This is a genomic window from Paenibacillus solani (genome assembly GCF_001277345.1).
Classification (GTDB): Bacteria; Bacillota; Bacilli; order Paenibacillales; family Paenibacillaceae; genus Paenibacillus_AQ; species Paenibacillus_AQ solani.
Genome location: NZ_LIUT01000001.1, coordinates 2,884,936 through 2,896,951, shown reverse-complemented (window position 1 = coordinate 2,896,951; position 12,016 = coordinate 2,884,936). Strand labels below are relative to the sequence as shown.

General features: G+C 48.5%; 9 protein-coding genes. All 9 read left to right on the top strand.

The features are described from left to right. Window positions 1-250 precede the first annotated feature (250 nt). Window positions 251-4,567, top strand: a complete 4,317-nt coding sequence (locus AM231_RS13050) for a PolC-type DNA polymerase III (protein WP_054402949.1) — start codon at window positions 251-253, stop codon at window positions 4,565-4,567. A 189-nt stretch (window positions 4,568-4,756) separates the two neighbouring features. After that, complete coding sequence (rimP, locus tag AM231_RS13045; RefSeq protein ID WP_053492671.1) at window positions 4,757-5,218, top strand: ribosome maturation factor RimP; 462 nt, start codon at window positions 4,757-4,759, stop codon at window positions 5,216-5,218. A gap of 32 nt (window positions 5,219-5,250) precedes the next feature. Next, entirely contained in the window at window positions 5,251-6,348 is a 1,098-nt protein-coding gene (nusA, locus tag AM231_RS13040; protein WP_053492672.1) for a transcription termination factor NusA, read from the top strand. 24 nt (window positions 6,349-6,372) lie between these two features. Continuing rightward, window positions 6,373-6,684 (top strand): RNase P modulator RnpM, encoded by a 312-nt coding sequence (rnpM, locus tag AM231_RS13035; protein WP_053492673.1) that lies wholly within the window; start codon window positions 6,373-6,375, stop codon window positions 6,682-6,684. Continuing rightward, window positions 6,677-7,000 (top strand): YlxQ family RNA-binding protein, encoded by a 324-nt coding sequence (locus AM231_RS13030; protein WP_207383617.1) that lies wholly within the window; start codon window positions 6,677-6,679, stop codon window positions 6,998-7,000. Before rnpM ends, AM231_RS13030 begins: the two co-directional genes overlap by 8 nt. After that, complete coding sequence (gene infB, locus AM231_RS13025) at window positions 6,993-9,644, top strand: translation initiation factor IF-2 (RefSeq protein WP_054402948.1); 2,652 nt, start codon at window positions 6,993-6,995, stop codon at window positions 9,642-9,644. Before AM231_RS13030 ends, infB begins: the two co-directional genes overlap by 8 nt. 18 nt (window positions 9,645-9,662) lie before the next feature. Next, entirely contained in the window at window positions 9,663-10,016 is a 354-nt protein-coding gene (rbfA, locus tag AM231_RS13020) for a 30S ribosome-binding factor RbfA (RefSeq protein WP_053492676.1), read from the top strand. An 84-nt stretch (window positions 10,017-10,100) separates the two neighbouring features. Then, window positions 10,101-11,078, top strand: coding sequence for a DHH family phosphoesterase (locus AM231_RS13015; RefSeq protein WP_054402947.1), 978 nt, complete (start codon window positions 10,101-10,103; stop codon window positions 11,076-11,078). Next, window positions 11,075-11,986 carry a tRNA pseudouridine(55) synthase TruB gene (gene truB, locus AM231_RS13010; RefSeq protein ID WP_053492678.1) on the top strand — a complete coding sequence of 304 codons (912 nt, stop codon included), beginning with the start codon at window positions 11,075-11,077 and terminating at the stop codon, window positions 11,984-11,986. Before AM231_RS13015 ends, truB begins: the two co-directional genes overlap by 4 nt. Window positions 11,987-12,016: the final 30 nt, after the last annotated feature.

Below are 12,016 nucleotides of genomic sequence, written 5' to 3'. Positions count from 1 at the left end.
GATATAATGATGTTCGGATCAAGTGCTAGGAAGTTATCAAGCTTCGCATTGGATCTGGAACTCTAACATCTGGAGCAAGCTTCCAGGTGGCAGTATGACGGACGCTCTTCCTTTGGGGCAGGACGAATGGGTGCTGCCGCCCTGGAGGCTTTATTCTGTTATATATCTGCTAAACGCAGATTATCTTCATTGAATGTAGGTCACTAAGAAGTTTGTATTATCGCTTTATGCAATGCAGGGGGAGGGAACCATGGGCACAACAGATGATAAAAGGAAGCGATTTGAACTGCTGATCAAGCAGGGAGAAGTTCCGGCCAATCTGGTGGAACCCTATTTTTTGGATGGTGTGATTGAACGGGTAGAGACGAGCAGAGCCAGTAAGGACTGGAGAATAACGTTGCTTAAGGAAACCTTGGTTCCGGCAGAGGTATACCGCACATTTTGTCTAAGAATTCAGGAGAAAATGGGGCATATCGCAAAGATCAAGTTTGTGTTCCGATATGGAAGCGGCGTTTCCGAGGCTGATATCGTGCAAGAATATTGGGGACTGTTCCTGGAATGGGCTCATCGTGAAATCCCTTCGGTCAACGGATGGATGGCAAGAGCCAAGCACGAGGTGCAGGACGGACAAGTCCTTCTCTCCATGTCAGATGGCATGTCGCTTGAGCTCGCCCGTAAGAAGCAGATCGATGAGGCCATTACCCGTTTTTTCCGCCAATACTTTGATCTCACACTCCGTGTTAAGATGCAGGTCGGGGATAACGGACAGGCAGCTTATGAGGAGTTCGAGCAGAAGAAGCGAGAAGAAGAGCTTAAGGTCATTGAGCAGATCATGAGCAGCATGGAAGCTGAATTGGATGCAGAGGATGAGGAAGAAGGCGATGTTCGCCTCCAGGTCGGGTATGACATCAAGGATCAGCCGGTTCCAATCCAGGAGATTCAGGATGAAGAGAAGAAAATTACGATACAGGGAACCATCTTCGGATTGGATCGCAAGGAACTGCGCAACGGCAGTACACTGTTTACGTTCAACCTGACTGACTTCGGCGATTCTTTGCAGATGAAAATGTTTGGCAAGACGAAGGACGACTTGAAGGTCCTGAGCCTTCTTGAGAACGGAAAATGGGTAAAGGCACGCGGTCGGGTAGAATATGACCGGTTTATGCAGGTGCCCGAGCTGGTCATGATCCCTTCGGATCTCGTCGAAGTTCCTTCGCCAAAATCCCGTAAGGATAACGCAGCGGAGAAACGGGTGGAATTCCATTTGCACACGACGATGAGCACGATGGATGCCGTCACGCCGATTGACCGTTATGTTAAGACGGCTGCAGCCTGGGGACATAAAGCGATTGCGGTGAGTGATCATGGCGGTGTTCAGTGTTATCCGGATGCAGCGAAGAATGCGAAGAAGCATGGCATCAAAATGATGTACGGTATTGAGGCGAATGTTGTAAATGATGCTGTAAATATCGTGGAACAAGCCCAGCCGATTGAACTGAGCAGTGCAACTTACGTGGTATTTGATATTGAAACCACCGGTTTGTCCATTACGGCAAACAAGATTATTGAGCTTGCTGCCGTTAAGATGCACGAAGGCAAGGAAATTGACCGATACGCGACTTTCGTCAATCCGCATGAACGCATTCCGTACCACATCCAGCAATTGACCAATATCAATGACGATATGGTTAAGGATGCTCCTGAACTGGAACCGGTATTGAAGGATTTTGTTGAATTCGTCGAGGATGCCGTGCTTGTAGCTCACAATGCACGATTCGATATGGGGTTCATTCAGGCATCACTCAAGAATGCGGGAATGGATACGCTTGCCAATCCGTCTCTGGATACACTGGAGCTAGCCAGACTGGTTCATCCCGGGATGAAGAATCACCGCTTGAACACATTGGCTGACAAATATAAAGTATTGCTGGAGAGCCATCACCGGGCGATCGATGACACGATTGCACTTGCTGGTATCTTGACCGGACTTTTAAATGACGTGGAAAAAACAAAAGGCGTCAAAATGCTTGATCGTCTCAATGATTATGTGGGGACTGATCTGTCCAATACCCGTCCATTCCACTGCGGTATTTATGCACTGAATATGACGGGCAAGAAGAACCTGTACAAGCTGGTCTCCATGTCGCATACCGAGTATTTCAAGCGGGTGCCCTGTATCCCGAAATCAAAGCTCCAGGAGATGCGGGACGGACTGCTGGTGCTTTCCGGCTGTGAAAAGGGAGAGTTCTTCGAAACAGTGCTGAACAAAACAGAAGAAGAAGCGGAGGAAATTGCCGACTTTTATGATGTATTGGAAATTCAGCCGTTGACGATGTACATGCATCTGGTGGACAAAGGACTGGTAGGAAGTCCGGAAGAAATCAAAACCGCAATTTCCAAAGTCGTTCGTATCGGCGAAAAGCTGAACAAGCCGGTCATCGCTACAGGAAATGTGCACTATCTTGAACCGCGGGACAAGCTGTTCCGTGACATTACCATTCATGGGATTACCGGCTTTAGCCCGCTCAAGGATATGCGCAAGCCGGATGCGCATTTTCGGACTACGGACGAGATGCTCGAAGAGTTTGAATTCTTGGGACAGGATAAATGTTATGAAGTCGTGGTGACAAACACAAGCGAATTGGCCGACCGTTTTGAAGATTTGGAGCTGTTCCCGGATAAGCTGTTTACGCCGATCCTGGAAGGGGCGGATGAAGAGATCCGCAACACCTGCTATGATACGGCTAAATCGATTTATGGCGAGAATCTTCCTGACGTAGTCGTTGCCCGACTGGAAAAAGAGCTCGAGCCGATTATTAAATATGGATTCTCAGCGAACTATCTGATATCCGAGAAACTGGTGAAGAAGTCAAACCGGGACGGATATCTGGTCGGTTCCCGTGGTTCCGTAGGCTCCTCGGTCGTTGCTACGTTCCTCGGCATTTCCGAAGTTAACCCGCTACCCGCACATTATATCTGCACGAACAGCGACTGCAAGCACAGCGAATGGTTCCTGGACGGCAGTATACCGAGTGGATTCGACTTGCCTGACAAGGATTGTCCTGAATGCGGAAACAAGATGAAGGGCGAGGGACAGGATATTCCGTTTGAAACCTTCCTTGGTTTTAAAGGGGATAAGGTTCCCGATATCGACTTGAACTTCTCTGGTGAATATCAACCGCATGCCCATAATTTCACCAAGGAGATGTTCGGTGAGAAGAACGTCTTCCGGGCTGGTACCATCGGCACCGTGGCGGAGAAAACGGCTTTCGGTTTTGCCAAGAAATATGAGGAGCATAATAACAAGCGCTGGCGGGGCGCGGAACTGAACCGGCTGGCGTCAGGCTGTACCGGCGTCAAGCGCAGTACCGGTCAGCATCCCGGTGGTATTGTCGTTGTTCCAGATTATATCGAAGTGGAAGAAATTACGCCTGTTCAGTATCCTGCCGATGATGTCAACGCGGAGTGGAAAACGACGCATTTCGATTACCATGCCTTCGAAGCGAATCTGCTCAAGCTTGATATACTCGGACACGATGATCCCACGATGATGAGAATGCTCCAGGATTTGACCGGGGTGGATCCAACGACCATTCCGATGAATGATCCGAAAGTGATGAGCATGTTTAACTCAACGGAAGCACTGGGCGTGAAGCCGGAGCAAATACGCTCACCGGTGGCCACCTTCGGCGTCCCGGAGATGGGAACCAAATTCGTTCGTCAGATGCTTGTGGAATCGCAGCCTTCGAGCTTTGCAGACTTACTTCAAATCTCAGGGCTGTCGCACGGAACCGGCGTTTGGCTAGGCAACGCCCAAGAGCTTATCAAGAATGGCACATGCAACATCAAAACCGTTATTGGCTGTCGTGATGACATCATGCTGTTCCTGATATACAAAGCAGGCATGGAGGCGAGCCTCGCATTTAAGATTACGGAAAGCGTGCGTAAAGGGCGGGGGTTGTCACAGGAATGGATCGACGAAATGAAGAAATGCAAGGTACCGCAGTGGTACATTGATTCCTGTCTCAAAATCCAGTACATGTTCCCGAAAGCCCACGCTGCCGCATATGTTATATCAGCGGTCCGCACGGCATATTTCAAGCTGTACCATCCGATCGAATACTATGCGACATACTTTTCGGTCCGTGCCGAAGACTTTGATATCGAATTATGCTGTCAGGGATATGAGGCCATTTATCGCCGGATCGAAGAGATCGAACAATTGGGATTCGGGGCTAGTCCCAAAGAAAAAGGGATGCTGCCGATTCTGGAGATGGCGCTGGAAATGACAGCAAGGGGCTTTACATTCAAGAACATCGACCTTTATCAATCGGATGCCCTTAGATTTAAGGTGGATGGAGATTCGCTCATTCCTCCATTCTCTGCTCTGCAAGGGATCGGCGATAATGCCGCCCGGAACATTGCTGCCGCACGGGATTATGGAGAGTTCTTATCCATAGAGGATTTCCAGCAGAAGTCAAAAGCAAGTAAAACCGCCGTAGAGCTGTTGACTCAATTGGGATGTTTCCGCGGTCTGCCTGAGAGCAATCAGTTGTCATTGTTCTGATTCTAACTTTTTCTAGCTTGCTCTAGCTTGCCGTGACGCCTTGACAGTCAAGGAGTCATACTTGTCACTATTACCAGACTATGTTATAATTTTTTTGGTAATCATGGAGATAAAACCGTTGTGTAAAGAGTGGGGCAACCCACTCTTTACTCTTTGGTATATAGGAAATGAACTTGGAGGTTATGTTCTTTGAGCACATCAAAGATTAAAACGACTGTGGAAGAAATGGTGCAGCCGTATTTGGACGAACACGGCTTTGAACTGGTAGATGTGGAATACGTTAAAGAAGGAAGCAATTGGTTCTTGCGCGTGTTTGTTGATAAGGACGGCGGCATCGACATCGACGATTGCGGTTTAATCAGTGAATACCTGAGCCAGAAGCTGGACGAGAATGATCCGATTCCGACAGCTTATTTTCTTGAAGTCTCTTCTCCTGGCGCGGAACGTCCTCTGAAGAAGAAAGAGGATGTTGCCAAGTCGGTCGGCAAGAACGTATTTGTTACGGTATATGAGCCGATTAACGGGCTGAAAGAGTTTGAAGGCAAGCTGGAATCCTTTGATAACGAGGAGCTAGTCATTCAAACCGTCAAGAAGCAGTACATCATTCCATATACAAAAGTAGCCAGCGCCAGATTGGCCATCATTTTTTAAACGGAAGTTTTGAAAGGGGGAACCGATTTTCAATGAGTATGGATTTTATTGAAGCGATGAATGAGTTGGAAAGAGAGAAAGGCATCAGCAAAGATGTGCTGTTTGAAGCTATTGAAGCGGCACTGATTTCAAGTTACAAACGCAATTTTAACACAGCGCAAAATGTAAGGGTCGATATGAACCGCAACACGGGCGTCATTAAGGTTTTCGCACGCAAACTGATCGTGGAAGAAGTTCTGGATCCGCGGACCGAAATCTCATTGCATGCCGCCCGCGAAATCAATCCGCATTTTCAGATTGAAGATATTGCGGAAATCGAGGTTACGCCGCGTGATTTCGGACGAATTGCAGCGCAAACGGCAAAGCAGGTTGTTACTCAGCGCATTAGAGAAGCCGAACGTGGCCTGATCTACAGCGCTTTTATTGACAAGGAAGATGATATCGTAACAGGGACGCTGCAGCGTCAAGATATGCGTAACATCTACATCGACCTTGGCAAGATCGAAGCAGCACTGCCGCTCACTGAGCTAATGCCTAATGAGAAGTTCAAGCATGGTGACCGGATTAAAGCGTATATCACCAAGGTGGAGAACACGACCAAAGGGCCACAAATTATGCTGTCCCGTACGCACCCCGGCCTCTTGAAACGCCTGTTTGAGCTGGAAGTACCGGAGATTTTTGACGGGGTCGTTGAAATTCGCTCGGTCGCGCGCGAAGCTGGATTCCGTTCCAAAATCGCGGTTTATTCCCGCAACGATGAAGTTGATCCGGTAGGCTCTTGCGTAGGACCAAAAGGTATGCGCGTACAGACTATCGTTAATGAGCTTCGCGGGGAAAAAATAGACATTGTCCGCTATTCTGAGCAGGTTGAAGAATACGTGGCCAATGCACTGAGTCCATCCAAAGTTCTCGAAGTTCAAGTATTTGAGGATGAGAAGATGGCACGTGTAATCGTTCCGGATTACCAACTCTCACTTGCGATTGGGATCAAAGGCCAGAATGCTCGTCTCGCGGCGAAGCTGACCGGTTGGAAGATCGATATCAAGAGTGAGAGTCAGGCGGAGCAGGAATTTGGCAGACCGAAATCCCAATCAGGCGAAATGCACCAGGATTCCGTCTCTGTCGATTAATTCCAATGACGGGGGGTTGTCGTCTTGAAGCAGAGAAAGATACCGCTTCGTAAATGTGTAGCTTGTCAGGAAATGATGCCCAAGAAAGAGCTTATCCGGATTGTAAGAACTCCAGAGGATGCTGTCCTGATCGATCTTACCGGTAAAAAATCGGGACGGGGAGCTTATTTATGCGGCAAAGTTTCCTGCTTCAAGCTGGCACACAAAAATAAAGCACTGGATCGAGCGTTGAAACAACATGTGAAGCCTGAGATCTATGAACAGTTGGCACAGGATTTTATCAAGGTAGAAGATGAATTCCTGGCCGCAAAAGAGAGTGCTGCCGATGATGAATAGGGCGCTTTCTCAGCTCGGTCTGGCCATGAGGGCAGGTAAGGTGGTTACCGGAGATGAGATCGTGCTCAAAGCCATCCGGTCTTCTGAAGCAAAATTGGTTATTCTGGCGGGTGACGCCTCAGGTAATACTACAAAAAAGTTCCGCGATAAATGCGGTTCTTACAATATCCCTCTGGTAATCGGATTTGACCGGGAAAGTCTGGGCACAAGTGTAGGTAAACCCGAACGAGTTGTGCTGGCAGTTACGGATCAAGGATTCGCAGAAATGATCTCCAAGAAAATGGAGACAATGTCGGAGGTGGAGTATATTGAGTAAACAGGAAAACAAAGACAATAAACTTCGAGTATACGAATATGCTAAATCGTTGAATATGAGCAGCAAAGAAATCATCACGATACTTAAACGTTTGAACATTCCGGTCAACAATCATATGAGCGTAATGGAGAACGATACAGTATCCAAGGTGGAACAGTTTTTTAAGGATATCAAATCGAATGCAGCAGCTAAGCGGGATGGTGGAGACGCTTCTCGTAACGAGAACCGTAAGCCATCGAGTTCAAGTCCAGCAGCGGCATCCGTATCCAATGCAAAAACAGCAGGCAATTCCACGAATGTGGATGCAGAAGGCAACCGTAACGGGCAGGACGGTTTGCGTAATTCAGGACAACGAGCAACAGGCCAACAAAGTCAAAGCCAGCCCAAAAAACAACAGGAAAAGCAGGTAGGTATGAATAGTAGAACGAACCAAAACACGCAGAACAGTACAGGCTCCCAGCGTCCGAACAGTGGACAGGACAGCCGGAGAAATCAATCTGGCTCTACACAAGGAAGCCAGCAGAACACTCGTAGCCAATCGTCCAGACCGGGCGGCAGCACGCAGACCGGATCACGTCCACAGGGCGGAGGTCAAGGAGGCGCACGTCCGCAAGGCAATAATCAAGGCGGAGCACGTCCGCAGGGAAGCAGCAGCCAAGGCGGGGCACGTCCTCAGAACAGGCAGGGTGGAACCGGCGGAGGTTTTTCCAGCTCCAATAACAATAGTGGTAACAGTCAGAACCGCGGTTCCAGAAACAATAACAACAATCGTTCAGACTCCAAGCGTTTTGATGACAATCGTCAAGGGTTCCGTGGCAATAACCGCGGCGGGAAGAACAACCGTGGACGGAATCAACATAATCAGCAGCCGCCTCGTGAGAAAATCGACAACACGCCGAAGAAAATTATCGTCCGTGGCAACATGACCGTCGGTGAAACGGCGAAGCTGCTTCATAAGGACGCTTCCGAAGTCATCAAGAAGCTGATTTTCCTCGGCGTGATGGCCACCATTAACCAGGAGCTTGATATCGATACGATTCTGCTGCTCGCTGGCGAATTTGGTGTAGAAGTCGAAGTGAAAATTCCGGTGGAGGAAGATCGTTTTGAAACTGTAGAAGAAAACGATGCGCCGGAAGATTTGAAAGAGCGTCCACCGGTCGTTACCATTATGGGTCACGTCGATCACGGGAAAACCACGCTGCTTGATGCGATCCGTTCCGCGAATGTCTCAAGTGGTGAAGCAGGCGGTATCACGCAGCATATTGGTGCGTATCAAGTTGAGATCAATAACAAGAAGATTACGTTCCTGGATACTCCGGGTCACGAAGCGTTTACAGCTATGCGTGCCCGTGGTGCACAAGTAACGGATATGACAATCATTGTAGTTGCTGCTGATGACGGTGTAATGCCTCAGACTGTGGAAGCTATTAACCATGCGAAAGCAGCAGGATTGCCGATCATCGTTGCAGTGAACAAAATCGATAAGCCGGAAGCCAATCCGGATAAAGTGAAACAAGAATTGACCGAATATGAATTAGTCCCTGAGGAATGGGGCGGGGACACCATCTTTGTTAACGTTTCGGCGAAACAGCGGATGGGTCTGGAAGACTTGCTTGAAATGATCCTTCTGGTAGCAGAAGTGAATGAATACAAAGCAAATCCTGACAAGCGTGCACGCGGTACTGTCATCGAGGCCGAGCTGGATAAAGGTAGAGGTCCGGTAGCACGTATTCTCGTTCAGCATGGTACGCTGAAAGTGGGCGACGCCTTCGTAGCGGGCAATTGCTTTGGCCGTATTCGTGCCATGGTGAACGATAAAGGCCGTCGATTAAAAGAAGCGGGTCCTTCAACGCCGGTTGAAATTACCGGTTTGACTGAAGTTCCGGGTGCCGGCGATCCGTTCATGGTGTTTGAGGATGAGCGTAAAGCTCGCAACATTGCTGATAAGCGTGCAATTACCCATCGTCAATCCGAATTGAACACGAATACCCGTGTGACGCTGGATGATCTGTTCCAACACATTAAAGACGGAGAGATCAAGGATCTTAACGTGATCATCAAAGGTGACGTTCAGGGCTCGGTTGAGGCACTGAAAGGTTCCTTGAACAAAATCGAAGTGGAAGGCGTTCGCGTCAAAATTCTCCACAGCGGTGCCGGCGCGATCACGGAATCCGATATTATCCTGGCAGCTGCCTCCAACGCGATTGTTATCGGATTTAACGTTCGTCCGGACGTTCAAGCGAAGCAAACCGCCGATCAGGAAAAGGTTGATATTCGTCTGCACCGTGTAATCTATAATGTAATCGAGGAAATTGAGCAAGCTATGAAGGGGATGCTCGATCCGGAATATAAAGAAGCCGTGATCGGTCATGCGGAAGTCCGCAACACCTTTAAAGTGAGCAAAGTGGGTACGATTGCAGGATGTATGGTAACATCCGGTAAAATTACGCGTAACGCAGAAGCTCGTTTGATCCGTGACGGCATTGTCGTTCATGAAGGTAAGATCGACTCCCTCAAGCGTTTTAAAGATGACGCTAAAGAAGTGGCACAGGGTTACGAGTGTGGTATTACCTTGGTCAGCTATAGCGACGTCAGAGAAGGAGATGTTATCGAAGCCTTCATCATGGAGACGGTAGAGCGCTAACGAGTGAGGTGATAGACCATGGCAAAAGTCAGAACTGGGCGTGTGGGCGAGCAGATTAAAAAAGAGCTCAGCCAACTGATCCAAACGGAATTGAAAGATCCAAGAATCGGTTTTATTACGGTGACCGGCGTTGACGTTACCAATGACTTGTCTCAAGCGAAGATATATCTGAGTGTACTCGGCGACGATGAGCAGAAGGCGGCTTCCTTGAAGGGGCTGGAGAAAGCAAGCGGCTTTCTCCGTTCCGAGCTCGGCAAGCGGATTCGTCTCCGACACGTTCCGGAGCTGATCTTCAAATTCGATGATTCCATCGCGTATGGAAGTCGTATTGAAAAGCTGCTAACCGAAATTGGAGATCGAGAAGAGAAGTAAGGGATTTCGTTTAAGAACTCCCTGATCGCTATCAGTTTTTTTGGAGTTTCGATGTTATACGTTTTCTTATAAAGGAGAGGGCGAATGCAGACCTATGAACAAGAGCTGCAGCAGGTAAAGTCATTCCTGCTGGAGCACGATGATTACTTGGTTGTGTCGCATGTTCAGCCCGATGGAGATGCAGTCAGTTCCACCCTAGCGGTGGGCTGGCTTCTCTCATGTCTGGGCAAGAAATTTACGATGATTAATGAAGGATCTATCCCGAAACGCATGAAAATGCTATGGCATGCTGAGGACATTCTAAATCTGTCTGAACAGCAGCCGGATAGAGAATTCTCGCATGTTATTTGTGTTGATTGTGCTGATTTTGCAAGAGTGGGGTATACGAAGCAGCTATTTGCAGATGATGCAAGCATCGTTAATATTGATCATCATCCAACGAATGATGGTTATGGAGCTGTTAACCTGGTCGTACCGGAGGCGGCAGCGACAGCAGAGATTCTTTATGATTTGCTGAATTTGTTCGAAGTGAACTGGGACCCGGAGATCGCCACTGCTATTTATACAGGGCTGTTAACGGATACCGGCGGGTTTCGTTATTCCAATACATCGCCCAAGGTGATGCGAATCGCTTCTGATCTCTTATCCTACGGTGTAAACGGGCCGGAAATTGCCGAAACTCTACTTGAAGAGATGACACTCCCGCAGACGAAGATTTTGGTTGAGGCTTTAAACACCTTGAGTCTGTCGGAAGATGGTAGAATCGCCTGGGTATACGTAACACCGGAACAGATGGAGTTATGCGGCGCCGTTAGCGAGGATCTCGAAGGGATAGTGAACTACCCGCGAAATATTCAAGGCGTGGAAGTAGGGATTCTGTTTAAATCGCTGAAATCGGGTATCGTAAAGGCTAGTTTGCGTTCTGCTGGAAGGGTGGATGTTGCGGCATTGGCCCAGACTTTTGGCGGAGGCGGTCATGTACGGGCTGCAGGTTGCAGCATCGAGGGCTCTCTTCAAGATATCATACCGAGAGTAGTAGAGCAGGTGAAATTGAAGCTATGACGCAATTAGAAGGCATCTTAGCCGTACACAAACCGGCAGGCTGGACATCGCATGATGTGGTTGCCAAGGTACGGGGCATTGTTCGTTTGAAGCGGATTGGACATACAGGAACACTGGACCCAGAAGTTACGGGGGTACTCCCATTATGTCTGGGAAGAGCCACAAGAGTTGTGGAGTATCTGCAAGAACTGCCTAAAGAGTATCATGCGGTTCTGCGGCTCGGGTATGCTACGGATACCGAGGATGTAACCGGTAATGTGATCGAAACTGCAGATGAAGTGCATGTGACTGAGAGCGAAGCGCTCGCGGCATTGCAATCATTTACGGGCCGGATCTCCCAAGTTCCTCCTATGTTTTCTGCTGTAAAGGTCAACGGCAAACGCTTATATGAGCTTGCCAGAGAAGGAAAGACGGTGGAACGCAAGAGCCGTGAGGTAACGATCCACGAAATCGAAATGACGGATTTTCATCCCGGGGATGGCTATACGGATATTTCTTTCCGTGTTCTGTGTTCCAAGGGTACATATATTCGTACGCTTTGTGTGGATATTGGCAGAAAGCTGGGCCTCCCATCTGTTATGGTTAAGCTGGTGCGGACAGTATCTGCAGGAATTACGGAAGAACAGTGCTTGACACTGGAACAAATTGAGCAGTTTATGAAGGATGAAACCCTGCACACCCGGCTTATACCGGTGGACCAATCCATTCAATACCTGCCAAGGCATACCGTTTCCGAAGAGAAGAAGGATGCGGCCTTGCAGGGTCAACGCTTGTCTGCAAGAGCGGTAGAACCAGCTGTTAACAGCTCGGAGCCTATTCGCTTGTACGATATAAATGGAAATTTCCTTGGGATTTATAAGCAGCAAGAAGAGACGGGGGCTATCATTCCTGTGAAAGTATTTTCCTAAGCAAGACCGGATCTAGTGAGTGGAGGTGAG